The organism is Pseudomonas sp. P135 (assembly GCF_020312125.1).
Lineage (GTDB): Bacteria > Pseudomonadota > Gammaproteobacteria > Pseudomonadales > Pseudomonadaceae > Aquipseudomonas > Aquipseudomonas fragariae.
This window is the reverse complement of sequence record NZ_JAGPYR010000002.1, coordinates 207,913-233,361: the sequence shown is the minus strand read 5'-3', so window position 1 is coordinate 233,361 and position 25,449 is coordinate 207,913. Positions and strand designations below refer to the sequence as shown.

At 58.3% G+C, this 25,449-nt stretch carries 25 protein-coding genes and 1 pseudogene; 9 read left to right on the top strand and 17 right to left on the bottom strand.

The window, feature by feature from the left end:
* Positions 1 to 20: 20 nt before the first annotated feature.
* On the bottom strand, positions 21 to 761 hold the full coding sequence (locus KBY08_RS03565; RefSeq protein WP_003316785.1) for a flagellar basal body rod protein FlgF: 741 nt from the start codon (positions 759 to 761) through the stop codon (positions 21 to 23).
* 283 nt (positions 762 to 1,044) lie between these two features.
* Between KBY08_RS03565 and KBY08_RS03560 the strand changes: the two genes are divergently transcribed.
* Positions 1,045 to 1,236 carry a hypothetical protein gene (locus KBY08_RS03560; protein WP_024639345.1) on the top strand — a complete coding sequence of 64 codons (192 nt, stop codon included), beginning with the start codon at positions 1,045 to 1,047 and terminating at the stop codon, positions 1,234 to 1,236.
* Here the strand turns inward: KBY08_RS03560 and KBY08_RS03555 are convergent, their stop codons facing one another.
* The 7 genes from KBY08_RS03555 to cynS form a co-directional block, all read right to left on the bottom strand.
* Positions 1,237 to 2,985 carry a flagellar hook-basal body complex protein gene (locus KBY08_RS03555; RefSeq protein WP_032656987.1) on the bottom strand — a complete coding sequence of 583 codons (1,749 nt, stop codon included), beginning with the start codon at positions 2,983 to 2,985 and terminating at the stop codon, positions 1,237 to 1,239. It lies immediately after the preceding gene.
* 197 nt (positions 2,986 to 3,182) lie between these two features.
* On the bottom strand, positions 3,183 to 4,511 hold the full coding sequence (flgE, locus tag KBY08_RS03550; RefSeq protein ID WP_032656989.1) for a flagellar hook protein FlgE: 1,329 nt from the start codon (positions 4,509 to 4,511) through the stop codon (positions 3,183 to 3,185).
* A gap of 25 nt (positions 4,512 to 4,536) precedes the next feature.
* On the bottom strand, positions 4,537 to 5,226 hold the full coding sequence (flgD, locus tag KBY08_RS03545) for a flagellar hook assembly protein FlgD (protein ID WP_003404333.1): 690 nt from the start codon (positions 5,224 to 5,226) through the stop codon (positions 4,537 to 4,539).
* A gap of 15 nt (positions 5,227 to 5,241) precedes the next feature.
* Positions 5,242 to 5,682, bottom strand: coding sequence for a flagellar basal body rod protein FlgC (gene flgC / locus KBY08_RS03540; RefSeq protein ID WP_002554316.1), 441 nt, complete (start codon positions 5,680 to 5,682; stop codon positions 5,242 to 5,244).
* Between the two features lie 3 nt (positions 5,683 to 5,685).
* Positions 5,686 to 6,093 (bottom strand): flagellar basal body rod protein FlgB, encoded by a 408-nt coding sequence (gene flgB / locus KBY08_RS03535; protein ID WP_003370068.1) that lies wholly within the window; start codon positions 6,091 to 6,093, stop codon positions 5,686 to 5,688.
* Positions 6,094 to 6,371: 278 nt separating this feature from the next.
* Positions 6,372 to 6,845 carry a DUF1348 family protein gene (locus tag KBY08_RS03530; protein ID WP_024639343.1) on the bottom strand — a complete coding sequence of 158 codons (474 nt, stop codon included), beginning with the start codon at positions 6,843 to 6,845 and terminating at the stop codon, positions 6,372 to 6,374.
* Between the two features lie 10 nt (positions 6,846 to 6,855).
* The gene (cynS, locus tag KBY08_RS03525; RefSeq protein WP_003404332.1) at positions 6,856 to 7,323 is read right to left on the bottom strand and encodes a cyanase; all 468 of its coding nucleotides are present in this window, start codon (positions 7,321 to 7,323) and stop codon (positions 6,856 to 6,858) included.
* Positions 7,324 to 7,396: 73 nt separating this feature from the next.
* Between cynS and cynR the strand changes: the two genes are divergently transcribed.
* Positions 7,397 to 8,311, top strand: a complete 915-nt coding sequence (gene cynR / locus KBY08_RS03520) for a transcriptional regulator CynR (RefSeq protein WP_024651368.1) — start codon at positions 7,397 to 7,399, stop codon at positions 8,309 to 8,311.
* A 93-nt stretch (positions 8,312 to 8,404) separates the two neighbouring features.
* Here cynR and cheR read toward each other — a convergent pair whose 3' ends face one another.
* A complete protein-coding gene (gene cheR / locus KBY08_RS03515; protein ID WP_003347319.1) occupies positions 8,405 to 9,232 on the bottom strand; it encodes a protein-glutamate O-methyltransferase CheR in 828 nt (275 codons plus the stop codon).
* A 51-nt stretch (positions 9,233 to 9,283) separates the two neighbouring features.
* The gene (locus tag KBY08_RS03510) at positions 9,284 to 10,210 is read right to left on the bottom strand and encodes a chemotaxis protein CheV (protein WP_024639341.1); all 927 of its coding nucleotides are present in this window, start codon (positions 10,208 to 10,210) and stop codon (positions 9,284 to 9,286) included.
* Between the two features lie 77 nt (positions 10,211 to 10,287).
* Here KBY08_RS03510 and flgA point away from each other — a divergent pair, with 77 nt between their 5' ends.
* The 4 genes from flgA to KBY08_RS03490 all read left to right on the top strand — a co-directional run bounded on the left by flgA (position 10,288) and on the right by KBY08_RS03490 (position 12,868).
* Positions 10,288 to 11,046: a flagellar basal body P-ring formation chaperone FlgA gene (gene flgA / locus KBY08_RS03505; RefSeq protein WP_011268462.1), complete on the top strand. Its 759-nt coding sequence runs from the start codon at positions 10,288 to 10,290 to the stop codon at positions 11,044 to 11,046.
* A gap of 162 nt (positions 11,047 to 11,208) precedes the next feature.
* Positions 11,209 to 11,523, top strand: a complete 315-nt coding sequence (gene flgM / locus KBY08_RS03500; protein ID WP_003404324.1) for a flagellar biosynthesis anti-sigma factor FlgM — start codon at positions 11,209 to 11,211, stop codon at positions 11,521 to 11,523.
* Between the two features lie 48 nt (positions 11,524 to 11,571).
* Positions 11,572 to 12,039 (top strand): flagella synthesis protein FlgN, encoded by a 468-nt coding sequence (locus tag KBY08_RS03495; protein ID WP_003404322.1) that lies wholly within the window; start codon positions 11,572 to 11,574, stop codon positions 12,037 to 12,039.
* 82 nt (positions 12,040 to 12,121) lie between these two features.
* Positions 12,122 to 12,868 (top strand): flagellar brake protein, encoded by a 747-nt coding sequence (locus KBY08_RS03490; RefSeq protein WP_003404320.1) that lies wholly within the window; start codon positions 12,122 to 12,124, stop codon positions 12,866 to 12,868.
* Positions 12,869 to 12,930: 62 nt separating this feature from the next.
* Here KBY08_RS03490 and KBY08_RS03485 read toward each other — a convergent pair whose 3' ends face one another.
* The 3 genes and pseudogenes from KBY08_RS03485 to KBY08_RS03475 all read right to left on the bottom strand — a co-directional run bounded on the left by KBY08_RS03485 (position 12,931) and on the right by KBY08_RS03475 (position 16,762).
* On the bottom strand, positions 12,931 to 14,352 hold the full coding sequence (locus tag KBY08_RS03485; RefSeq protein ID WP_011268463.1) for an MFS transporter: 1,422 nt from the start codon (positions 14,350 to 14,352) through the stop codon (positions 12,931 to 12,933).
* A 54-nt stretch (positions 14,353 to 14,406) separates the two neighbouring features.
* A pseudogene (locus KBY08_RS03480) lies at positions 14,407 to 15,648 on the bottom strand (glutamine synthetase family protein).
* A gap of 202 nt (positions 15,649 to 15,850) precedes the next feature.
* On the bottom strand, positions 15,851 to 16,762 hold the full coding sequence (locus KBY08_RS03475) for a methyltransferase domain-containing protein (RefSeq protein ID WP_011268465.1): 912 nt from the start codon (positions 16,760 to 16,762) through the stop codon (positions 15,851 to 15,853).
* A 236-nt stretch (positions 16,763 to 16,998) separates the two neighbouring features.
* On the opposite strand from KBY08_RS03475, the gene KBY08_RS03470 reads away from it, so the two are divergent.
* Positions 16,999 to 17,808, top strand: a complete 810-nt coding sequence (locus tag KBY08_RS03470) for a glycosyltransferase family 2 protein (RefSeq protein ID WP_096135974.1) — start codon at positions 16,999 to 17,001, stop codon at positions 17,806 to 17,808.
* 63 nt (positions 17,809 to 17,871) lie between these two features.
* Here the strand turns inward: KBY08_RS03470 and KBY08_RS03465 are convergent, their stop codons facing one another.
* The 3 genes from KBY08_RS03465 to KBY08_RS03455 all read right to left on the bottom strand — a co-directional run bounded on the left by KBY08_RS03465 (position 17,872) and on the right by KBY08_RS03455 (position 21,242).
* Positions 17,872 to 18,567, bottom strand: a complete 696-nt coding sequence (locus tag KBY08_RS03465) for a sensor histidine kinase (protein WP_003404311.1) — start codon at positions 18,565 to 18,567, stop codon at positions 17,872 to 17,874.
* Positions 18,564 to 20,165, bottom strand: coding sequence for a tetratricopeptide repeat-containing response regulator (locus tag KBY08_RS03460; protein WP_111522239.1), 1,602 nt, complete (start codon positions 20,163 to 20,165; stop codon positions 18,564 to 18,566). Before KBY08_RS03460 ends, KBY08_RS03465 begins: the two co-directional genes overlap by 4 nt.
* Before the next feature lie 402 nt (positions 20,166 to 20,567).
* Positions 20,568 to 21,242 (bottom strand): TIGR04211 family SH3 domain-containing protein, encoded by a 675-nt coding sequence (locus KBY08_RS03455; RefSeq protein ID WP_003316760.1) that lies wholly within the window; start codon positions 21,240 to 21,242, stop codon positions 20,568 to 20,570.
* Between the two features lie 452 nt (positions 21,243 to 21,694).
* Between KBY08_RS03455 and ppnN the strand changes: the two genes are divergently transcribed.
* Entirely contained in the window at positions 21,695 to 23,068 is a 1,374-nt protein-coding gene (gene ppnN, locus KBY08_RS03450) for a nucleotide 5'-monophosphate nucleosidase PpnN (RefSeq protein WP_024659436.1), read from the top strand.
* 51 nt (positions 23,069 to 23,119) lie between these two features.
* Here the strand turns inward: ppnN and KBY08_RS03445 are convergent, their stop codons facing one another.
* Positions 23,120 to 23,989 carry a helix-turn-helix domain-containing protein gene (locus KBY08_RS03445; RefSeq protein WP_024659437.1) on the bottom strand — a complete coding sequence of 290 codons (870 nt, stop codon included), beginning with the start codon at positions 23,987 to 23,989 and terminating at the stop codon, positions 23,120 to 23,122.
* 153 nt (positions 23,990 to 24,142) lie between these two features.
* Here KBY08_RS03445 and pobA point away from each other — a divergent pair, with 153 nt between their 5' ends.
* Positions 24,143 to 25,327 carry a 4-hydroxybenzoate 3-monooxygenase gene (pobA, locus tag KBY08_RS03440; protein ID WP_024659438.1) on the top strand — a complete coding sequence of 395 codons (1,185 nt, stop codon included), beginning with the start codon at positions 24,143 to 24,145 and terminating at the stop codon, positions 25,325 to 25,327.
* Positions 25,328 to 25,449 lie beyond the last annotated feature (122 nt).

Sequence of the window (25,449 nt, the reverse complement as noted above, 5' to 3'; positions counted from 1 at the left end):
TCGGCGCAAGCTGTCATTGATTAGCCAAGTTGCAAGACGCGAGCCATAGACTGATCGTCTTCTTCGGCGGTCTTCATCATCTTGACGTGCAATTCGAATTGACGGGACAAGGCCAGTACCGAGGTCATTTCCTCGACCGCATTGACGTTGCTCGCCTGCAGAAAGCCGGACTCGACCTGAACGGTGGCATCTGCATCGGCAGGCCGGCCGGTCTTGGTGTGGATCAGGCCATCAGGGCCCTTCTCCATGGTCTTCAGGTCAGGCCTGACCAGTTTGATGCGGTCGACCTGCGCCATCACCTGCGGACTCTCGCCCAGCGAACGAATGCTGATCGTGCCGTCGGCGCCGATCTCGATCTGCTGCTGAGGCGGCACGGCAATCGGACCGCCGTTGCCCATAACCGGCAAACCGCTGCCGTCGCGCAACACGCCCAGAGCATCGATGTTCATGCCGGAGCTGCGGGTGTAGGCTTCACCGCCGTCAGGCGTCTGCACCGCGATCCAGCCATCACCCTTGACAGCGATGTCCAGCTCACGACCGGTCTGCACCATGGCGCCGGCGGAAAAGTCGGTCCCGGGACGCTCGCTCATGGCGTAGGCACGCGATGGCATGACCTCGCCAAACACCGGCATCGAGCGGGCCTGTTCAAGGTCACGCATGAAACCGTTGGTCGAGACGTTTGCCAGGTTGTTGGCATGAGCCTTTTGCGCGATCGCGTTTTCGGATGCACCGCTCATTGCGACGTAAAGCAACTTGTCCACAGTCTTCCTCCTCCGACAGACGCTTGCCGCCTGTAGCTGTTCTGAAAGGGTTAAAGCAATTTTTGAACCAACTTGTCAGGCTCGATACAAATGCCTGATTAGCCAGTAAAAACCGGCATTCGCCGACGGCCTGAGGAGCGCGCGTCAGCCAATAGCGGCGGTGGACTGCCGCCTGCCGCTTGCCAGACCGGAAACACCGCCAAAAAAACTTCATCGAACTGCGCCGAGAACCGGATCGACAGTGATAACCTTGCCGACACCGCAACCCTGAACGGGAACCGTCATGCCTTTTCGTGCGTGCATCATCGGTATCGCGAGCGCGAGCCTGATGACCCTTGCCCTGCTCTCTCAGGCCGATCCCGCCCACTATTACAAATGGCAGGGCGACAGCCGGATCGTCTGCGCCCAGGCCAGCCCGGGCCCAGGCTGGAAACGCTTGAAAGGCCACTTCATCAAAGCCGACTGCTCGATCTGATCAGGTCGACTGAATCAGCGTCTGCATCAACGTCACTTCGGTGGATATCGCCTTGGAGTTGGCCTGATAGGCCGTCTGGGCCTGGATCAGCGCAATCAGCTCATCGGCCAGCACGACGTTCGAACCCTCCAGCGCGCCACTGACGATACTGCCCAGCGTACCGACGCCAGGCACATCATATTCAGCCACTCCGGAATCAGCGGTGGCGGCCCAGCGTGTATCGCTACGCGGCTGCAAGCCATGGGGATTGGCGAAACTGGCGAGCATCACCTGACCGATATCTTTAGTCATGCCATTGGTAAACCCGGCACGCAGAATGCCGTCCCGGCCGACGTCGAGACTTTTCAACTCCCCTGCCGAATGGCCATCCACGTAGGCGGCGGAGCGCGAACTGGCAGCGTTGTGCTGAAGCAGATGGGTGAAGTCGATGGTGATGCCGTCAGCACTGCCAGCCGCCCCGTTGGGTATCCAGCGCTCGCGACTGGTGCCAAAATCAACCGCCATCACCGGCGACCAGCCCGTGAGTTTCAGCTGATTGCCATTGCTGCTGCTCAGACCCGGACTGCCGGTCAACGACGCAACAGTGCCATGCGAATCGAAGACGATATTCGCTGTCAGCGGCGTGGTGGAAGCGGAGTTCTGCGGGTTTCGATCGTCGATCAGCACGTGCATGCGCCAGCTGTTGGTGCCGTCCTTCACGAAATACTGTTTCAGCTCATGGGTGTTGCCCTGACTGTCAAAAATCTGGTTACCGAACATCCTGCTGTAGGTGTTCAGATCTGCGGGATTGAAGTGCGGAACCGGCCGATGCATGACCGTATCGCCCGGGTCTAGCAGACTGGCCCCGGCATCGCTCAACGGCAACGAAACAGCCCCGCCGTTCAGCGAGCCGTTCGCCGCCCACGCGCCATTGATCTGCGTGGCAGGTACCCAACCCTGCAAGGCAAATTCGGTGTCCGAGACTTTGCTCAGGTGCTGATCATTGCCGCTGTACGACAGGGAGCCGTCAGGCTTGAGCTCAAGGCTCACCTGCAACGGCGCTACGCTGTCGGGATCCACCGGATTGCGCCCGTCCACCAGCACATACATGGACCATTGATTAGCCTCGGTCTTGACGAAATACTGCTTGAGCTCATGATCAGCTGCGGGCACCGGAGTGATGCCCACATCCTGGATGGTCCGGGTGGCGACCCGTGTGTAGGTCGCGGGGTCGGCCGGGTCAAAGGTCGGCAAGCGGGCGAGCGAAGGCAGCGAGGCATCCAGATTGATAGTTTCAGCCACCGTGGTCGTGGCCCTGGCACCGACGTTGGACGTATCGATCTGCAGGTCCGTGCGGATACCACTGGCAATCTCGCCCTTGTCGTTTGCGGCGTAACCCTGCAAGCGCCCGCCATCGCTGTCGACGACAAAGTTGGCAGCATCCTTCAAAAAGGCGCCGGCCCGCGTATAGGCCAACGAACCCTGATCACTGACCACAAAAAAACCGTTGCCCTGAATACGCATATCCAGCGCATTGCCGGAACTGATCACGGTTTCACCCTGATTGAAATTCTGCTGCACCGAAGCAAGTCGTACGCCATCGCCGACAGCGTGCTGCCCGGCCCCCAACTGTGCGGACGCATATAAAGCAGAAAACTGCGCACGAGACGACTTGAACCCCAGGGTACCGACGTTGGCAATATTATTGCCCGCCACTTCCAGTCGTTTATTGGCAGCATGAATACCGCTGATCGCTGTATTGAATGACATGAGAACTCCCTTGCCGCACAGGCAATTCATAGAGGAGTTTTATTCTCACATCATCGTGCGTAGGAAGTTTCCAAGTAGGATGCGGGAGTCATCCGTAACTTTCAGTACTAAAAAAGATATAACAAAATACTTTGCAGACACCCATAAAAAAGCCCCTTTTTACAGGGGCTCTTTCAACACGCATCAAACAACACGTGTTACGTCATCTGAATAGTGGTCTGCATGATGGTGCTTTGTGTGGAAATGGTCTTGGCGTTAGCCTGATAGTTGCTCTGCGCCTTGATCAGGTTAACCAGTTCCATGGTCAGGTCGACGTTGGATTCTTCCAGCGCCTGACCGGTGATGTAACCCAGCGTACCCGACTGTGGAGCGCCGCTCACCGGGACGCCGGAAGCGAACGTTTCACGCCAGTTGGTGCCGCCGGCCTGCGCCAGACCCTGCACGTTGGCAAAGCTGGTCAGCGAAGTCTGACCGATCACCTGCGACTTGCCGTTGGTGTAAGTGGCGAACAGGTTGCCGCTCGAGTCAACGTTCATGCCGCTCAGCTGGCCAGTGGCGTAGCCATTCTGATCCTGCTTGAGCAGACCGGATACCGAAGCGGTCTGGGTAGTGCTCGACATGTCCAGCTTGATCGAAGCAGCGCCCGTCGCACCGTTGGCTGCCCAGGTAGCTGTCGTGCCAGTACCGACCTGCACGCCAGGCACCCAGTTGCTCACGGCGAATGTACCGTCAGCGTTGAACTTGATGTTGGCGCTGTCGGTAGGAACAGAGCCGCCGGCAGTGGTCACCAGATTGCCCGAGGAGTCGAATGTCAGGTCATTCTTGTCCGGCGCGGTGGACGTCGGATCGGAAATGCTGCGCCCGTCCATCAGGGAATACATCGACCAGGTATTGGTGCCGGTCTTGACGAAATACTGATCCAGGGTGTGCGCATTACCCTGAGTGTCGTAAGTCGGGGTGCTGTACTTGACGTTATAGCTATTGGTATCGGTCGCATCGAACGTCGCAACGGTCGGCAACGCAGTCGTCGAGTTCAGGTTGGCGGAGTTGGTGATCGTGGTCGTCGCCTTGGGCTCCAGATTGGACGCGTTCACACGCAGATCGCTGAGCGCGCCGGTCACCACAGCGCCATTGGCGTCAACGTTGTAACCCTGCAGCTTCATGTTGCTGCTATTGACGACGTAGCCTTCCTTGTCGGTGTGGAATGCACCGGCACGGGTATACAGCTTCTCGCCGTTATTGCTCATCATGAAGAACCCGTCGCCATTGATGGCCAGGTCCAGACTGTTGGCTGTTCCGGTGGTCAGGCTGCCCTGAGAGAACTGCTGGGAAACCGCAGCGGTTGTCACACCACTGCCGACGCTGGTAGTGCCGGAAGTACCGCGAATCGACTGAGCATACTGATCAGCGAACTCGGCACGTGACGATTTGAAACCGGTTGTCGCGACGTTGGCAATGTTGTTGCCGGTAACGTCGAGACTTTTGTTTGCAGCATAGAGCCCACTAAGGCCGATATTGAAAGACATGTTTCACTCCTGCGCCGTAGCGGCTCTACAATCCGATAGTTTGAACTTTGGACAGGGCAACACTGCCGCTGGCCAGGTTAAGCGTTGTTTCTGCGCCATTGACACCCAGCGTGACACTGTTGACCGTGGCGGGCAGGTAAGTTGAAAACTGTGTGTTCTTGCCTTCGACCGAGCCTTCAGCCTTGAAGCTGTAAGTGCCCGATGGCAGCTGGGTACCGCTTGAGTCCGTACCGTCCCAGGCAAAGCTGGTGGTACCGGCTTTTTGCGTGCCCAGGTCGACACTGTCGACCAGATTCGATTGCGCGTCGTACACCTTGACCGTCGTTAGCGAGCTTTCGCTCGGCACCACGATCGAACCGGTCAGGCCTTTGGTGGTATCGACCGAGGTGCTGCTCGCATCGATGATCACTGAGCGACCGACCAGTGACGAGGCCTGCAAGGCCTGCGACGACTTGTAGCTGCTGGCGATCGTGTCCACCGTCGACGTCAGGTTCTGCATGCTTTCAAGGCTGCTGAACTGCGCCAGTTGCGCCACGAACTGCGTGTTGTCCTGTGGATCCAGCGGGTTCTGGTTCTTCATCTGCGTCACGAGCAACTGCAGAAAAGAGTCCTTGCCCAGCGTGCCGGTAGAATTCGTCGCGGTCGGCGTCGGATTCTGCAGCGTATTCAAAAATGTCGATGAAACGCTGTTTGCTGCGGTGCTATCAACGGCCATAACGTTCGCCTTCTATCACTGACCGAGGGTCAGAACCTTCTGCATCATGGATTTAGCGGTGTTCATGATTTCTGCGTTGGTCTGGAAAGACCGGCTGGCAGAAATCATGTCGGCCATTTCTTCCACGACATTGACGTTGGGGTAGTAGACATACCCGTCCTTGTCAGCGGAAGGATGATTGGGCTCGTAACGTGCTTCCAGGTTCGAGCTGTCTTCGATGATGCCGTTGACCTGAACACCCTGCCCGGCTTCGCCCTGGTCCTGGAACAGCGAACCACCTGTGGACTGCTGACCCTGCATCACGGTGGCGAACACCGGGTGACGGGCGCGATAGGTCTGGTCCATGCTCGAAGACACGGTCTCGGCGTTGGCGATGTTACTGGCCGTGGTGTTCAGACGCGTGGTCTGGGCACTCATGGCGCTACCGGCAATGTTGAACACATTGGCTAGTGACATGAATTATTCTCCGCGAAGGGCTGCAACCAGCCCCTTGAACTTGCTGTTGAGCAATGTGAAGCTGGCCTGGAAGCCCATGGCGTTCTCGGTGTAGCTGGCCTGCTCGACCTGGGAATCAACGGTGTTCTGGTCCAGCGAAGGCTGCGACGGCGTGCGATACATCAGCGTCCCGTCGTCATTGCCCATGCCCTCGGCTTCGATATGGCGGCTGTTGGTCTTGTTCAGCGCGAAGTGACCGTTCTGGACCTTGTCGTTTTCGGCAGCCAGCACCGAAGAGAAGTCCAGATCGCGAGCCTTGAAATTCGGGGTGTCGGCGTTGGAGATGTTGTTGGCCAACACCTCTGCACGCTGAGCCCGGAAGTTCAGAGCCTTTTCATGTATGCCTAGCGCTTTATCGAAGCTGATGCTCATTTCGGGAAACCTTTGCCGGTTGACCTGATTCTGTTGTTACTGACAAAGCAATCGGCGTGCCATGTTGTAAAAGCCAATGTTTGCAGGGTCCGCAGGCAGCGGCGAGGCGGCAATGCCAGAAAAGCGGCAAGGCATTTCCGCTGCAGAGGGGTAAAGCGGCAAGGCGGGTGCCGTTTTTTTGCCAGTATCGACTTGCCGCGTGGCAATCGTGGCTCTTCATCATTGCCTCAACCGGACACCCAATAAAAAAGAGACCCGAAGGTCTCTTTGACGATTGATCAGAGGCCAAGCTGGCTCAACCCCGGGTGATCATCCGGTCTGCGTCCCAATGGCCAGTGGTATTTGCGCTCGGACTCGGCGATCGGCAAATCATTGATGCAGGCAAAGCGCCGTTGCATGAGGCCGTTTGCAGCGAATTCCCAGTTTTCGTTGCCATACGAACGGAACCAGTTGCCGGAGTCGTCATGCCATTCGTAGGCATAGCGCACGGCGATGCGGTTATCGGTGAATGCCCAGAGCTCCTTGATCAGCCGGTAGTCCAGTTCCTTACGCCACTTGCGTTCCAGAAAGGCCTGGGCCTCTGCGCGACCATTGACGAACTCGCTGCGGTTACGCCAGTAGGTGTCTTCGGTGTAGGCCAGTGCGACTTTCGCCGCATCGCGTGAATTCCAGCCATCCTCGGCGCCACGGACTTTCTGGACTGCAGTCTCCAGGGTGAAGGGTGGCAATGGCGGTCTTCCTTTATCACTCATCTCGGCGTCCTCAGAACGGTTTGTAGGGCAGGAATTTTCCATCGAGGGTGATCACAGCTCGCTCGCCCCCTTCCGGATCGTCGACTTTCTTGATGTCGAGCTTGAAATTGATTGCGCTGATGATGCCGTCGCCGAACTGCTCATGCACCAGTGCTTTCAGCGTTGTGCCGTAGACCTGAACCATTTCATGGAAGCGGTAGATGGTCGGGTCGCTGGAGACGTCTTCGACATTGCCGCGCAACGGGATGGTTTGCAGTTCGGCGACCGCGTCCCTGTCCAGTCCGAGACGCTCGGCGACCACCTCGGCCACCGCTTGCGGCAAAGGGTGCTGCCCGAGCAATGCAGCGGTGACATACACCACGCTCAACCCCGTACCTTCTGCAAGTCCCGCCCAGGTCAGGTTCTTCGCAGTCTTGGCCTGCAGCACACGTTCAGTCAGATGCTGGCGCGGCGCTCGGGAAATATTGCTGTGCGGCATAGGTAACCCTCCGGAATGAATTCACATCACTCACAGGATCGGCAACTATCACCATAAGATCCAAGACTGATTTATGATCATCGCCATAACCCTGACTTATGGTGATGCTGTGCTGTTACGCCATATACGTTATTTGCTGGCAGTCGCCGACCATGGCAATTTCACCCGGGCGGCCGAGGCCCTGCATGTCTCGCAACCGGCGTTGTCGCAACAGATCAGGCAGCTGGAAAGCAGTCTGGGTGTGCAACTGTTCGACCGCACCCGCCGCAGTGTCGTGCCGACCGATGCCGGCCGCGTGTATCTGGACCACGCGCGTCGCTGCCTGCTTGAGCTGGATGCCGGGAAGCGTGCGCTCAACGATGTCAGCGACCTGTCACGCGGACAATTGCGCCTCGGCGTCACGCCTACCTTCAGTGAATACCTGATAGCGCCGCTGATCGACCGCTTCAGCGCGCTGTATCCGGGAGTGGCAATCATCCTCACGGAGCTGCCTCTGGAGCAGATTACCGAGGCACTGATCAGTGACGCGCTCGATCTGGCCATCGGTTTTGCCGGCAGTCACGCTGTCGAGATAGACAGCCAGCCGCTGTTCGATGAACAACTGTGCCTGGTCATGGCCAAACCTGCCTCCGAGAAGCAGGCCGCGCTGACACTTGAGGACCTGCAAGCGCTTCGCTTCGCCTTGCTGGCCCCTGGATTTGCCACTCGCCAGCTGCTGGATGCCTGGTGCCAGATGCAGAACTTCAAGCCGATCATTGGCCTGGAAGCGAACTCGATTGCCATTTTGCTCAAGGTCGTCGCCCAGGGCCGCATGGCGACCATTCTTCCCGATGCCATCGTTCGCAAGCAGCCCGGGTTGTGCGAAGTCCAGACGATCCCTGCCCTGCCTGGGCGAACGGTTGCGCTGCTGCGGCGTAAAAACGGCTACCAGAGCGCCGCCGCCAAGGCTTTTGCAAAACTGGTGAGCGATATCAGAACGAAAATATGAACCCGATGGGCAGACAATCAGAGCTGTTTTCAGCCGCGCACAAAAAAAGAGACCCGAAAGTCTCTTTTTTCATGACAGGCCACTGACAGATCGTCACTTGGCCTTGTAGATGATCCCGGGGCTGCACTGAACCATCTGATAGTGATCCGGCAAACCATTGAGCGCTTCGGAAGCCCCGAGAAACAGGTAGCCGCCTGGCTTGAGCGTGCCGTGGATGCGCAGCAGGATGTCTTTCTTCACTTCGGCGGAGAAGTAGATCAATACGTTACGGCAGAAAACGATGTCGAACTTGCCCAGCGAGGCGTAGCTGTCGAGCAGGTTGAACGAGCGGAACTCCACACGACTCTTGATCGGCGCCTTGACCACCCAGCGGCCCGGACTTTTTACGTCAAAAAAGCGCTGCAGACGGTCCGGCGACAGGCCGCGACCGATGGCCAGGCTGTCGTACTCGCCGGTCTTGCAGTTATTGAGCATCAAGCCCGACAGATCGGTTGCGACGATCTGCACGCCCGATTTGAGCTGTCCCTGGTTGGCTCGCTCGAACTCATCGATGGACATCGACAGCGAATACGGTTCCTGACCCGACGAACAGGCGGCCGACCAGATGCGCAGACGCTGACCAGGACTGGCCTTGATCTGCTCGGGCAACACCTTGTTCTTCAACACTTCGAACGGATAGGTGTCGCGAAACCACAGGGTTTCGTTGGTGGTCATCGCATCGACCACCTGCTCGCGCAAACCACTGCGCGGCTGGGTCTGAATGCGCTGGACCAACTCGCCAAGCGACTTGATGCTTTGCTGCTCCATCAATTTGTTGAGGCGGCTGGACACCAGGTACTGCTTGTTTTCCCCAAGCAGAATGCCACAGGCTTTTTCCAGAAATACCCGGAACTGATCAAAATCCAAATTACCCGTAGACAAAGTGCCGCCTCTCAAATCATGTGAATCACCGGGGACGACGCCCCCGGCTGGTTATTCTGCTGCCTTGATCCGCGCAACGACCCTGGCCGCCAGATCATCAGGCCTGAATTTCGCGAGAAAATCATCCGCGCCGACTTTCTTGACCATCGCCTGGTTGAATACCCCTGACAGCGAGGTATGCAAAGTGATGTGCATCTTCTGCATGCGTGGATCATTGCGTATTGCTGCGGTAAGGGTATAGCCATCCATCTCCGGCATTTCAATGTCGGAGATCATCATCAGGAACTCTTCTTCAGGTTTTTTGCCTTCTGCAACCATCTTGAGCAGGTAATCCAGCGCCTGACGACCATCGTTGAGCGCTACGACTTCCACCCCGACGGTTTCCAGGCAGCGGCTCACCTGCTTACGGGCCACCGACGAGTCGTCGACCGTCAGCACACGCATGGAGACAGCCTTGTGCTGAACCTCGGCGTCAATGACACCGACCGAGATTTCTTCGGACACTGGCGCGACTTCGGCGAGAATTTTCTCGACGTCGATGATTTCCACCAGCTGGTTATCAACCCGGGTGACGGCGGTCAGGTAATGATCGCGCCCGGTGCCCTTGGGTGGTGGATGAATCTCTTCCCAGTTCATGTTGACGATGCGTTCGACAGAATGCACCAGAAAGCCCTGAACCTTGGTGTTGTACTCGGTAATGATGACGAAGGAATTAACCAGCGAAATCATCCCTGTGGAACCTGTCGCCATTGCCAGATCCATGATCGGGATCGTGCCGCCACGAATATTGGCCACGCCCCGAACGATCTTGCTCGATTTGGGCATGATGGTGAGTTTCGGGCATTGCAGTACTTCTTTTACCTTGAAGACGTTGATCCCATAGAGCTGCTTGCCGTCGAGACGGAACAAGAGCAGCTCCAGGCGATTCTGACCCACCAGCTGAGTTCGCTGGTTTACCGAATCCATTACACCTGCCATGCCGAACCCCCTTACAAAATGACCGCCGCCCAGACACCAGATCAACAAGCGGCACGGGCTTTGCTATTTATTACTTCATGAACGCAAAGACGACAATTTCTCGACACCTCGCATTAGAAACCCGCAGGCTTCTGTGCGCAATCGCCCTGCTGTGCCTTTCCAGCACGGTGACCCTCGCTCGTGCCGAGAATTTCACACTGCCTGAGCAGCTTATCGGCGTCACCCAAGGGTTTCTTGAGTTCACAGTAGAAGACTATTTGGCAACCAACCAGATTGACGGGCGTCATGAGATACAGGTCAAGCAGCTCGACCCGCGTTTAAGGATGGGTGCCTGCGACAAGGATTTGACAGCCACACTGGAAAGTCCGCGCCCGGTTGGCCGGGTTACCGTGCGGGTACGCTGCGAAGGTTCTTCGCCCTGGACAGTGTTTGTGCCCGCCCAGGTGTTGCTGTATCGCAACGTCGTGACCGTGATGCGCCCGCTCAAACGTGACGCGATCGTCACCGAAGAAGACGTTGCGATGCGCGAGCGGGATGTCAGCAGCCTGGGTCAGGGTTTCCTGGCATCGCTGGATCAGGCAGTCGGTCAGAAGGTTGTCCGACAGATGGTCATCGACCAGGTCATCACCCCGGTGGCGCTTGAGCAGCCACAAATGATTCACAAGGGCGATCAGGTGGTGATCATCGCCCGCAGCGGCTCGCTGGCGGTGCGCATGCCCGGCGAAGCAATGTCCGATGGAGGCTTCAACGAACAGATACGGGTGAAAAACCTCAATTCCCAGCGGGTGATCAAGGCAAGTGTCACCGGCCCAGGGCAGGTGGAAGTCGCTATGTAGTGCATTGATGGTGGCGCGAAGGGTGTGTTTTTTTTTAGACTGCGGGGAATGCCCGACGGCAAATGTCGTCTATTGGGAAGCTTTCTCACAATCAGCCTAAAGTTTGATGGGGGTTGGCCGAAAACAAGGCAAGCGTCCAAACACCCAGAGGTTTTTTCAATCATGGTCATAGATTTCAGTCGCCTTAACAACTCACAGTCTGTTGCCGGTGCTTCACGTACCAGCGCCAGTAAAGACACCGCCAAAACCGATGCTCCAGCCCCTGCCGTCACCGCAGGTGTCAAAAGCACCGGGGAAACTTTTTCCTTGAGCAGTGAGGCTCAACAGTTGCAGAAAATCACGGACAAGCTGACCGATCTGCCAACCGTCAACAGTGCTCGCGTTGCCGAGCTCAAACAGGCCATCGCCGACGGTAGTTACACAGTGGACAGCAACCGTGTCGCCAGCAAACTGTTGAATTTCGAAACCCAACGCTAAGCAAGGCTGGCGCTGGATATTCTGGACGCTTAAAAACCAGAGCATGCGATGCAAGACACTACTTTGCTGCAGATGATCACTGACGACATGGTTTCGGCCCGACAGCTTCTTGAGTTGTTGCAGGCCGAATCACTGATTCTTCACGGCCGCGACATGGGCGAGATGGAGCAGGTGCTGGCGCAGAAACAGGCGCTGGTCATTCTTCTCGACCAGCATGGTCGCAAACGTAGCCAGGTGCTTGCGGGCATGGGGCTGCCTGCCAATCGCAGTGGTCTCCAGCAACTGGCCAGCCAGTCGGATATCGGTGAGCAATTGCTGCTGGCCGCCGACGAACTGAATACGTTGATCAACGAATGCCAGACGCTCAACGAGCGCAATGGTAGTCTGATCCAGTTGCAACAGGTCAGTACCGCTCACCAGCTTCGCATCCTGAACGGTGGCGATACGCCTACACTCTATGACAGCCGCGGATCGACTGCGCTTAGAGCAAAACCACGCCCTCTGAGCCAGGCGTAACTTCCTGTATCAAGGTTTCGTGCATAGTGGCAGAATGCCTGCTGTTGCGTTGCCGTAGTATTTTGCCTGGAGATTCAAGAACGTGAATGGCTCAAGCGCGGACGATGCTCCGCAGCCCCCGAAGGTTCTCAATACACCTTTGGAAATTGCCGCTAACCTGCGGCTGCTACTCGAGAGTCATGATCCTCTGATCATTACCTTTCACGAGCGTCCCCAGCGCTTTCAGAGTTATCTGCTTGAAGTCGACCGTGACAACAACGTCATGGCCCTCGACGAAATGATCCCCCGCGATGGCGAACGCTTTCTGAGCAACGGCGAATCCTTCCGTGTCGAAGGCTTTCATGACGGCGTGCGGATTGCCTGGGAAAGTACTGCGCAGATGGACATCCTCAGCACCGACGGTCAACGCATGTACCGCGGCCCGATGCCTGAGGAAGTGGTTTATCACCAGCGCCGCAACGCCTTCCGGGCCGCGCTGAAGCTGGCGCAGCTGGTCGACGTCGAAATCGGCGGTGACCGTCTGAAATTCACGCTGGCCGGCAAGCTGCTGGATATTTCTGCCACCGGTTGCAAGTTGCGCTTCGAGGGCGACGTGTCCGATCGCATGCAATTGGGCCAGGTATACGAGCGTTTCGTTGCCAAGCTGCCTTTCGGCGCCATGACAGCACCTGTCGAGTTGCGCCACCTGCATTTCGAAGAACGATTCAACACCACCTTTGCCGGCGTGCGCTTCCACAACATGAGTGGGCTGGTGCAGCGTCAGGTCGAACGTTTCGTCTATCAGTTACAGCGCGAAGCACGGCGCTTCGACAAAGACGACGACTTCTGACGCTCACCTGAATCCCCCGGCGATTGCGGCATTGCTGCCGCAATCGTGCACTGCCCTACCCCTCAGGCCTTCCAGGTCTCGCTTTCACGCTCGCGTTCATGCTCATCGGCTTCGGTTGTTTCCGCACCTGCAGCCGGCTCGCTCTGCGCCAGAACCTCGCTTTCTGCCTCGGCCTCTGCTTCAGACACCACCTCGGGATCCGCCTCTGGCTCAGGCTCAACGGTTGCCTGCATCTGCTCCTGAACCACCTGCTCATCGACACGCGGGTCAAGTGCAACCACCAGTGGCGAACTGGACATACTGTCCGGCATCGCAACGTGGTGCAGCGGTGCGTTTTCGACCTGGTGCAGGTGAGTGACCGCCTTGGGCCTGATCAGCAGCACCAGAATCACACCCGCGCCACAGACGAACGCATAGAGCATGTGCCCGCCAAACAGCTTCATCACCACACCTGCGGCCAACGGACCGATACTGGCGCCAATGCCATAGGTCATGAGCAACATGGCCGTCAGCGACACCCGGCGCTCGGCCTCGACGTGGTCATTGGCGAAGGCCACTGCCAGTGGATAGAGGCAGAACTGCATCAGCGAAGCCAGAAACCCGACACCGAACAGCACCTCGACCGGCACGCTGGGAAACACCGCCAGCGGTAACGACGCCACCACCAGGGCGGCGGCAAAGATACGCATCAGTACGGAACGGTCATAGCGGTCGGACAGCAGGCCCAACGGCCACTGCACCAGAAACCCGGCCAGAATGCAGCAGCCCATGAACAGACCGACCTGCTCGGTGGACAGCCCCTGCTCGGCGGCGTAGACCGGCGCCAGGCCGTAGAACGAACCGATTATCAGACCGGCGCCCAGTACCGCCGTCAACGACTGCGGCACACGTTTCATGAAGAAGCGCGGCTCCAGTGGTGCCGGATGCAGAGGCGCCGGGTGAATCGCCCGGGTCATGGCGACGGGCACCAGGCACAGTGCGAAACACAGCGCTACCAGCATCAGCAGCTCAGGCCCCAGTTGCGGGTGCACCACCAGCACCAGCTGACCCAGTACCAGCCCCAGGTAGGATGCAATCATGTAGCCGCTGAAGACCATGCCGCGCTGTTTGGCGGCCGCCTGCTCGTTCAGCCAGCTCTCGATGACCATGTATTGGCACATCATGCCCAGACCGACGATCACCCTCAGCACCAGCCAGGCGGGCAACCAGCTGATCAGGCCATGCCCCAGCACCGCCGCACCGACAATGCCGGCACAGGTGGCGTAGGCGCGAATATGTCCGACACGGCCGATCAGGCGGTGACCGATCTTGCCGCCCAGCACCAGACCGAAATAGTTGGCGGCCATCAACGCACCGACCCACAGGCTGTCAACCTGATCGGCCGCCAGGCGCAGGGCCAGATAAGTGCTCAGCAGACCCGAGCCGATCAACATCATCAACGAGGCAAAATAAAGCGCTCGAAAGGACTTCCAGATTTGGCGCATCAACTTTCCAAAAATAGGGAGTCGCCCGACTGGGCGAGCCCGACACTGCGATTCTTAAACCTGAGCAGCCAGCACGCGCCGTTCCCAGGGGGTTATCTCGTCGAAAAAACTGGTCAGTTCCAGGGCCTTCGACGCAATGTAGCCTTCGATGAATTCATGACCAAACAGTTCCTTGGCCAACTGACTGCTTTTCAGACGCTCCAGAGCAGCGTGCAAGGTACACGGCAGTAACAATTCTTCCGGCACCTCCAGTTCGCCCTGCAGCGGCGGCGTCGGTTCCAGTCGCTGCTCGATGCCGTGCAACCCGGCCGCCAGACTTGCAGCGATGGCCAGATAGGGATTGGCGTCAGCGCCCGGCAGACGATTCTCCACCCTTCTGGCCGCCGCTGCACTCGACGGAATACGTAATCCGGCAGCGCGATTGTCGTAGGACCAGCAAGCGTTGTTGGGCGATGCATAAGGATGGCACAGGCGCTGGTAGGAATTCACATTGGGCGCGAACAGCGCGGTGAAGTCCGCCATGCAGGCTTGCTGGCCGGCAATGAAATGACCAAACGTGTCGCTCGGCTCACCCTGCGCATCACTGAATACATTCACTGCGCCCTCTGCTGCCACCACGCTCTGATGGATATGCATCGAACTGCCCGCCGTATGGGCGAGCGGTTTGGCCATGCACACCACGATGAGCCCGTGTTTGAGCGCAACCTCCTTGAGCAGGTGCTTGAACAGAAAAGTCTGATCGGCCAGCAGCAGCGGATCGCCATGCAGCAGGTTGATCTCGAACTGGCTGACACCCATCTCGTGCATCACCGTGTCACGCGGCAGCCCCAGCGCTGCCATGCAGGCATACACCTCGGCAAAAAAAGTCCGCAAGCCGTTGTTGGAGCTGACGCTGAATGCCGAGTGCCCCTGTTCGCGTCGCCCGTCCAGCCCGGTCGGCGGCTCGAATGGATAAAGCGGCTCGGGATTGGGCGCGAAGACAAAAAACTCGAGTTCGGTGGCCACCACTGGCACCAGGCCCCGCTCGGCATAACGGCCAATAACTGCCTTGAGCTGATTGCGGGTGGAGAGCATGCACGGCTGGCCATCGAGGTCCTGCGCATCACAGATGGCCAAGGCACGCGGCGAGGTGCTTCAGGGCAGCCGGTGGAGCTGCTGCGGATCACTGATCAGTGCCAGATCGCCGTCGTCACTGCCGTAAAAGCGCGCCGGCGGATACCCGCCCATGATGCATTGCAGCAACACGCCGCGCGCCAGCTGCAAACGGCGACCTTCGAGAAAACCTTCAGCCGTCATTACCTTGCCGCGCGGTACACCGTTCAAATCCGGGGTTACACACTCCACTTCATCAATGCCCATCAGCATTTCTTTCTGCGAATGGGGGTCATTGCCTGTCATGGGTCAGTCCTTTTAGTTGAGCAGCAGACGCCAAGCTTCAACCTTCAGACTGCAATCTTCAAGCACCGCGCTCCAGGCTGCCGGCCTGCCGCTAAGCGTGTCAGAGAACCGGGTTATGGAAAGGTGTCCCGGTCACTTCGATGAACTCCTTTCGGTAGTCTTCGTTTTCCGGGTCGACCACAAGGGCCTGGCGCAGGAATTCGACGCCTTCGGCCACATTGCCCAACTGACGACTCAGGGCGCCGGCGAGGTGCAGCCTGGTGGCATCGAAAAAATTGAATGACAGCATGATCTTGGTCAGCGTCAACGCGTTCTCGAGCTTGCCCGCCATCAACAACTGGTTGAACTGGGTATTGAAGTCGCCGAGATCCTGCCACTTTTCGGCAGACAACCCTTCGACTTTGCGGAGCACGACGGTGTGGCCGTTGCCCACTTTCGAATCGGTCTCTTCGACGCACTCGATGTACCAGCAACCCAGGCCTGACGAGTTAACGTAATTGACCGCGCGGAGCATGCTTTGCAGGGAAAAGACCTGATAGTGACCGCGCCATTCACCTTCCGTGACGGTGGTCATGTCGACCTTGTTTTCATAGTCCTCGATCATCTGCGTCAGCGTCGTCAAACGACGCGCCCGATCAGTCTTGGCTGCCGTGCGCTTGGGAAAGATGCAGAAGAATACCCCGCCGTTCTTCAGCACTCTGAAGGATTCGACGTAGGCAGAAAACAGATTGGGGACGTGCTCGATGACGTGCGAACTGATCAGATAGTCAACCGACGAGTCCGGCGTATGGATGCATTGAAAATCGCCCAGCATGTCGACCTTCGAAACGTCGCCCGACACTTTCATCTGCTCGACGAAGTACTGCTGATAGTCTTCCATGTCGCGGGGGTGCAGAAAATCGACACCGTTGCACGGCGCAACGTTGAGGCAATTGGCAAGGTTGAACGCGTTGTGAGCCGCTGCGCCCAACTCTATACCGTGCCCCTGGCAGTACTTTTTAGCTAACAGCATCACCCACCCACCGCTCATCGTGATATCGAATACAGCCTTTCAACGATTTCGGCGGTGTCCGCTAAAACTTTAACCAGCACCGCTCCAGGCCTTTGGCGTGCCAGCAATTGGCGCAAATATTGCAGTCCACCGCGTACATACATCGATTTACGTCAGCGCAGGCCTGAACCACCCGCCACGCTGCGACGCCAATCAACGAACAATCACGCTAACGCCCGAGAGAACAGAGGATCACCATGATCAATGGTCAAAAGGTTGGCTGCGGAATCGTCACCTACAACCGTCCTGCGCTGCTGAAAAAGCTTTACGATTCCCTGCCTGCCGAGATCATCGACTGCGTTGTCATCATCAATGACGGCGATGTATATCCGGAGTTTTCCGCGTATGACAGCGAGGTCTTCTTCAACAACGAAACCAACCTCGGCGTTGGAAAATCCAAGAACAGAGCCTTGTCGCGACTCATGAATGCCGGGTGCGAGCACCTGTTCCTGATCGAAGACGACATCTATATAAAAAGTCCGGAAGTATTCGAGCTTTATATTCTGACCTCGACGCTGACCGGCATTCAGCACCTCAACTACAGCCAGCATGGTCTGATGAACAAGACGCCGTCCGGCGAGGCCAACGCGGTGTACCGGATTGACTACGGCAATGGCATCAACCTGCCCTTGTACCGCCATTGCGTCGGTGCGTTTTCCTACTACTCCAGACGCAGTCTGGAAGCCGCCGGCCTGATGGACGAGACGTATCACAACGCCTTTGAACACGTCGATCACACACTGGCCATCATCAACCAGAACATGCACCCGCCTTTCTGGTTTTTTGCCGACATCGATAATTCGCAACTGTACCTGGGGGACGAGCCCTGGACGCTCGAAGGCTCAACGATTTCGTCCGACACCCTGCACCGCAAAAACGCCCTCGCGGCCATTGAACACTTCACGCTCAAGCACGGCTGCGAACCGGTCAGACATCCGTTGGCGTCTGATCAGGAACTGATGGACAGCCTGAACAGCATCAAACAGAACTTCGGATTGAATATCTAAACGCCGAACCAGCCCCGCAATCCTGACAAGGCGTTGCGGGGTACTCGTTGCAAGGCCGCTGCCTCAGGGCAGGGTCATACTGAACATCGCCCCGCCCAGCACCCCGCCGTTGGCGATTTCAATGCGTCCGCGCATGCCGTTGCGTACATGCAACTGGGCAATGTGTGCAGCGAAGTACAAGCCCAGGCCAGTACTGCCGCTGCCCTGGTTGATGCCCTGCACGTATTCGGTCTGGCGCTCGATCAGATACGCCGGGTAACCGGGGCCGTCGTCATTGATGGTGATCTTCAACTGCCCGCCTTCATCACCAACACTGACAACGATCTGCTCACGGGCGAAACCGATGGCGTTGACGATGATATTGCCCACCACCGAGCCGATCAGTTCGCGGTCGAAAAAGCCCAGGGGGCTTGCCACATCGATCGCATGACGGGCGGCAATGCCGCGGCTGCCCAGCACGTCCTGATGATGGGCCAGTTGCGCTTCGATGAAATCGTCCAGTTCGTGGTAATCCGGACGCAACGGCATCTGGTTGACACCCAGTTTATAGAGGCCGAGCAACTGCACGAGCATGCCATTGAGGTTGGCAAACTCATAGTCGATGACGCCGTGCTCCGGCGTGTCACGCTGCTGCACCGAAAGCTTCGCCTGCCATTGGCTGTGCGCCTGGGTCAGCGTCGCCAGCGAGTTCTTCATGTCGTGCACCGTGGAGGCGATCACCATGGAAAAGTCGAGGCCCTGCTCTGTCTCTTCATTCATGCGCTGAACGCCCTCTCCCTGAGTTTGTGGTAGCGCTCATAGCGTGGATCGCTTTCCGGGATCTTGCCCAGCATGGTCAGGCTGGCACGACACTCGTCAATTCCGGCCTGGCCTAGATCCTGTCCAGGGTGAAGCAGCGACTGCACCATGTTCAGCACGATACTGATGTTCTTCGGCTGCAAGCCAAGCGCACTGCGGAAAAATGCCTGTGCTTCGGTGAGGTTGCCGGCCTTGTAGCTGCGCACGCCTTGCAGGTTGAAATCGACAGCCGCCTTGCTGGCCCCCAGAATCGCCGGATCATCGGTCATGCTGGCAATGCTTTTCATCACCGCAGGATCGTCGCCATAGGCTCCCGCACAACTCTTCAAGACGCCGGCACCGGCCTCTTCCTGACCGAGCTGCTTCAGTTGCGCAGCCACCATCAGTGCGGCGTCGGCACTGAGCACCTGCTCCATGCCATCCAGTCTGGCCATTGCCTGCTCGGTGAGCTTGGCTGCGACTTCCGGGTCCGAATGCTGCAGGCTGGCCGCCTTCATCAGCCGGGTGCGCACTTGCAGACCTTGATCGTCGCCATGCTCCTTGGCAACGTCGACGAGGGCGTTGTTGATCTCGACGCGGGTGCGCGCATCAAGACCCTGATCGCCGCCCTTGCTGATCAACGCGTGAGCCAGCCCCAGATTGGTTTCCGGATCCTTGAAACGCGAATGCTGACCTTGGGAGACGGCCTGGCGATAGGCCTTGGAGGCACTTTCGAAGTCCTCGTTGCCCAGCGCTAGCTTGCCCAGCAGCTTCTGTCGACGCACCGCCAGCGGCGACAGGCGCACTGCGCTTTCCAGCACAGACTGCGCGCGTTTGCCATCGCCAAGCGCCACCAGCACATCAGCCAGGCCATCGAACAGCGCAGGCATGGTCGGAAACGCCTTGATCGCCTGCTCGTAGACAGCCTGTGCCTCGGCGGTCTTGCCGCGCTTGAGCAGCAGGCTGCCCAATGCACCGTAAGCCCACGGCGTGGCCCGATCAGCCAGAATGGTCTTGAGGAACGCTTCCAGGGGCTCGTTCTGCTTCAGATCACGCAAGGCATCGGCCTTGTAACGCAGGCACAACGGCGCATAACGCGGGTCCTGCTCGATCAGCTTGTCGCACGCGGCCAGCACCTCGGCCGGCTTGCGACGGTCGAGGGCCTGCAGAATCGGCTTGAGCAAGGTCTTGCGCTGCACCAGCTTTTCCAGCCGCTGGGCCAGCCCGGCGCGGTTGAACGGCTTGGTCAGGTAACCATCCGGCTCCCACTCAAGCGCACTCATGACCATCGCCTGACTGTTTTCGGCAGTGACCATGATGAATACGCTTTCGTAACTCAGCAGCCGCTCGATCATCAGGTCTTCCAGCACCTGCTGGCCGTTCTTGCGGCCATCACCCAGGTTGAAATCGTGCAGCACGAAGTCATAACGCTTTTGCGAGCACATGCGCAGAGCCTGCTCACCGGTATCGGCGGTGTCCACTTCCTTGACGCCCAGCTCACGCAGCATCGATCTCACTGAACTGCGAAAGTCAGAGAAATCATCAACGATAAGAAAGCTTTTTTGGTTGTACGCCAGCATCCGGATTCCTGCACAGGAGAGGGGTGAAAATATGAGACCCGTGGCCTGAAAACGATTCAGGCCCGACTCGGCAGCCCATTTTTCAGGACGCACATAATAACTGATGGCAAAGCGCCACAATACGACTTGCCGGTACCCTCCCCCTATGCGTCAAAGCGCGAGGGTGAGGGCAACACTCAGTTTTTCGACCATCCACGCAGAAACTGTAGAACGAACATCAACTTCGCACACGGACTCTGTGCCAGGCAGGCCTGAAGAGTGTGGGCCGGGTCGTGATTGCGGCAGGGGAAAGGCATTTTCGGAGAGGTTTGTCACACATCGGCTGTGCATTCGATACAACGCACAGCGTGGCGGAACGGCATGCCAGCGCGGCGCGCTGGCATGCGAGGTTGCACAGGTGGTTTACACCCAGCCGTCGTTCTTCTTGCGGCCCTTGGTCAGCGCCGGAAGGATCAGGCCGACCAGCAAGCCAGCACCGGCAATGCTGCCGCCGTAGACCATGTAACGCATCATCACCTGCTTGTTCTCGTCGCCAAGTCGCGCCTGAGTCGCACGCAACTCAGCCTGAGAGTCGGCCAGTTGATCGTTGAGGGTCTTGGTGCGCGCCTCCAGTTCGTCGACCAGCTTCTTGCGCGCGTCCAGCGTTTCCTGCATGCCTTGCACGCGGGTCTTCCAGGTGTTGTCGATGCCCGCCAGCTGCTCGGTCAGGTCGGCAACCTGCTGAGTCAGCTGCGGCACACGCTCGGCCTGGCCAGGGACTTCCTGCAAGTCGCTGCTGGGGATCCACACGGTGGAACCGCCTTCGCCACGCACCTGGCTGAACTTGCCCGAAGCGCTGAGCAGCTCGACCTTCTGCCCGGATTTCAGCGTCCCCACAATCCGATGATCATCGGTTGGTCCGCTGCGTACGTAGGTAGTGAGGCTGTCGCTGACCCAGCGATCGCTGCCGGCGGCCTGTGCGCTGCCAGGCATGACAACGGTCAATGCAGCGCCAACCAGGCCTGCGCCGAGCAAGCGACGCGAAACGGCGAACAGGCCAGGGGCTCGGGAAAGAAGTGCGGAAAAATGACGAGACATGGCGATAATTATCTTTATCTGAAATGAAAATAAAGCCTCGTTTAACGGGCCGGCTAAGGATGGGAGCGGCAAGTGATCAACGGTTTTGCAACTCCTGCCCGGACGGAATGTCTGCCTATCAGGCGCGTTGAAAAAGCACCTGATGATCCCTTTCATGCAGGCCGTCCAGAAAGTCCATCAGCTAACAGACTCCGTTAAAGGGGTCAGGTTCACTATTGCCCGTTGTCCGCGTCAAAATTCAGCCGCACGGTCATGCGAAGCAAGTGCCTGCTTTCAAAAGCATTCGCCTGCCGATTCAATCCTGCGATGACGCACAGGGGCTCAAATAAGGGACGTCGGCGGTCCGGCGTTTGCTTTCCCGGCCAAGTGCTGTAGAAAAGGCCCCACAGGGGTGAATCTTCTCGATATTCACCATCCTGATGCTCGACTGCATCGCTCTAATGGAAAATAGAATGATCCCAAGACAAGTGATTAACGCCACCGTAAGCCCGAAAGGCAGCCTTGAAACCCTGTCCCAACGTGAAGTGCAGCAGCTCAGCGCGGCCGGTTCAGGCAGCACCTATACCCTGTTTCGCCAGTGCGCCCTGGCCATTCTCAATACCGGCGCCCACGTCGATAACGCCAAGACCATTCTTGAAGCGTACGAGAGTTTTGAAGTCCGCATCCATCAACAGGACCGCGGGGTTCGCCTGGAGCTGCTCAACGCTCCGGCTGATGCATTCGTCGACGGCGAGATGATCGCCAGCACCCGCGAAATGCTGTTCAGCGCCTTGCGCGACATCGTCTATACCGAAAGCGAACTGGACAGCCAGCGCATCGACCTGAGTAATTCCCAGGGCATCACCGACTACGTGTTCCATCTGCTGCGCAATGCTCGTACCCTGCGTGCCGGTGTCGAGCCGAAGATGGTGGTGTGCTGGGGCGGCCATTCGATCAATACCGAAGAATACAAATACACCAAGAAAGTCGGCCATGAACTGGGCCTGCGCAGCCTGGATATCTGCACCGGCTGCGGCCCCGGCGTGATGAAAGGCCCGATGAAAGGCGCGACCATCGCGCACGCCAAGCAGCGCATCGTCGGCGGTCGCTACCTGGGCCTGACCGAGCCGGGCATCATCGCCGCCGAAGCGCCCAACCCGATCGTCAATGAGCTGGTGATCCTGCCGGACATCGAAAAGCGTCTCGAAGCCTTCGTGCGCGTCGGCCACGGCATCATCATCTTCCCCGGTGGCGCAGGCACTGCCGAAGAGTTCCTGTATCTGCTGGGCATTCTGATGCATCCGGACAACAAGGATGTGCCGTTCCCGGTGATCCTGACCGGCCCGAAAAACACCGAACCGTACCTGCAGCAGTTGCACGCGTTTGTCGGTGCCACGCTGGGTGAAGAGGCGCAGCGTCACTATCAGATCATCATCGACAACCCGGCAGACGTTGCCCGGCAGATGACCCAGGGCCTGAAGGAAGTGAAGCAGTTCCGCCGCGAGCGTAACGACGCGTTTCACTTCAACTGGCTGCTGAAGATCGAGGAAAGCTTCCAGCACCCTTTCGATCCAACCCACGAGAACATGTCGAAGCTGCATTTGAACCACGATGTGCCGACTCACGAACTGGCCGCCAACCTGCGCCGGGCGTTTTCCGGCATCGTCGCCGGCAACGTCAAGGACAAGGGCATTCGCCTGATCGAACAGCACGGTCCGTATCAGATCCACGGCGACCCATCGATCATGGGCCCGCTGGACAAACTGTTGCAGGCCTTCGTCGATCAGCACCGCATGAAGCTGCCAGGCGGCGCGGCGTACGTGCCGTGCTATCAGGTCGTAACCTGACCGCATAGCGACGTACGGCAAGCCGACGGGGTGCTCTTGAGCACCCCGTTTCTATTTTTGCTGGCGAAATGCCTTGGGGGACTGCCCGGTAGCGCGCTTGAAGAAGCGCGAAAAATACGCAGGCTCGGAAAACCCAAGGCTGTCTGAGACCTGATTGATGGTCAGGGTGGTGTAGATCAGGTTGCGCTTGGCCTCCAGCAACAAGCGCTCACTGATGATCTGCAAGGCCGACTGGTTGCACAGCCGCCGACACAGTGCATTCAAATGCGCGGCGCTGATACCCATCGCCTGAGCATGCTGGTCGATCGACCAGTGCTCGCGAAAACTCGCTTCCAGCTGATGCATGAACACTTGCAAATGCTCGCGGCCGCGATCCATCGCATGAGTTTCTTCGCCTGCATGTTCACTGCTGCGCCGACTGAGCCACACCGCCAGCACATTGACCAGCGAGTGCAGCATAAGATCGCGGCCCGCTCTGGGCTGCCGGTATTCATTGGCAATGGCATTGAACAGCGTGTCCACATAATCGCCATCCGCCCCGAGCGCATAGCAGCGTGCCGCGCTGAGGGCTGAGACGTCGAGCGCAGCCTCGAGTTGCTCCACCAAGGGTCTGGCCAGGCTGAGAATATGGCCCTGAATATCTCTGGAGAACCTGAAGGTGTGCACGCTCAGTGCGGGAACGACCTGCAACGAAGGCATCTCGACCTCGCTGACCCGTTCCTCGACCTTGAGCATCGCCTTGCCCGACTGCACGTAAAGCAGCTGGACCAGATCGCCATGCCGATGCGGCTTGATCTCCCATTCGTGAATCCTGCTGCGCTCGGGGATCGACTCGCAGTGGATCAGGTCCGGGGTCGGCCAGGCCGTGGTTTCCCCATAGAGCTTGAACACCGGTATCGCTGCTGTGGCAGGTCTGGCCATGTCGCCCTCTCTCGTCCGGACCCTCGGAAAGTCCAGATAATGCAGCGGATATTGCCTTCTTATCTCGACGGCATCCATTAAAAATGCAGGAGACAAAAACAAACACGTCCCGCTGACTAAACCTGGCAGGGATCAAAAGACAGGACTATCGCCATGAAGACCAAGGTTGCCATTATCGGTTCAGGCCCTTCCGGGCTGCTGCTAGGCCAACTGCTGCAGCGTGCCGGCATCGACAACGTCATCGTCGAGCGCAAGGACCCCGATTACATCCTTTCGCGCATCCGCGCCGGCGTGCTGGAACAAGGCATGACCGACCTGTTGCGTGAAGCGGGGGTCAGTGAACGCATGGACGCAGAGGGCATGATCCATGACGGTTTCGAGCTGGCGTTCGCCGGTCGCTGCGAGCGTATCGACCTCAAGAGTCTTGCCGATGGCAGGACGGTGATGGTCTACGGCCAGACCGAAGTCACCCGCGACCTGATGGCCGCGCGCGCCGCGACCGGAGCAATGACGATCTACAACGCTACGGACGTCAAAACGCACGAGCTCAAGAGCGATAGTCCGTACCTGACGTTCGTGAAAGACGGCGAGACCGTGCGCCTGGACTGCGATTACATTGCCGGCTGTGACGGCTTTCACGGGGTCTCACGGCAATCGATTCCCGCTGACGCCCTCAAGGTATTCGAACGCGTCTATCCGTTCGGCTGGCTCGGCGTACTGGCTGACACGCCGCCGGTCAACGAAGAGCTGGTCTACGCCAATCACCCGCGCGGCTTTGCCTTGTGCAGCATGCGCTCGGCCATTCGCACCCGCTATTACGTGCAGGTCAGTGCCGACGAGAAGGTCGAAGACTGGTCGGACGAGCGCTTCTGGGATGAACTCAAATCCCGTCTGCCCGAGCATCTGGCAGAGCGACTGGTCACCGGCCCGTCCATCGAGAAAAGCATCGCGCCGCTGCGCAGCTTTGTGGTTGAACCCATGCAGTACGGCCGCCTGTTCCTGCTCGGCGACGCCGCGCACATCGTCCCGCCGACCGGTGCCAAGGGCCTGAACCTGGCGGCCAGCGATGTCAGCACGCTGTACCGCATCCTGCTCAAGGTCTATCAGGAAGGCCGCACTGACCTGCTGGAAAAGTATTCACAGATCTGCCTGCGCCGAGTGTGGAAAGCCGAGCGCTTCTCCTGGTGGATGACGTCGGTGCTGCATAACTTCCCCGACACCGACGCCTTCAGCCAGCGCATCCAGCAGACCGAACTGGACTACTACGTCGGCTCGGAAGCCGGGCGCAGGACCATTGCCGAGAACTACGTGGGCTTGCCGTATGAGGCTGTCGAGTAGAGCGTCGGCCCCGGCGCTGTGATTGCGCTGCGTACTCACAAGCCATAACCTCCCCCGCGTACCTGCGTTGTGCAATCACACAACGCATGCCCCCTGCCGCCGTGCAAACCCCCAAAGCGTTT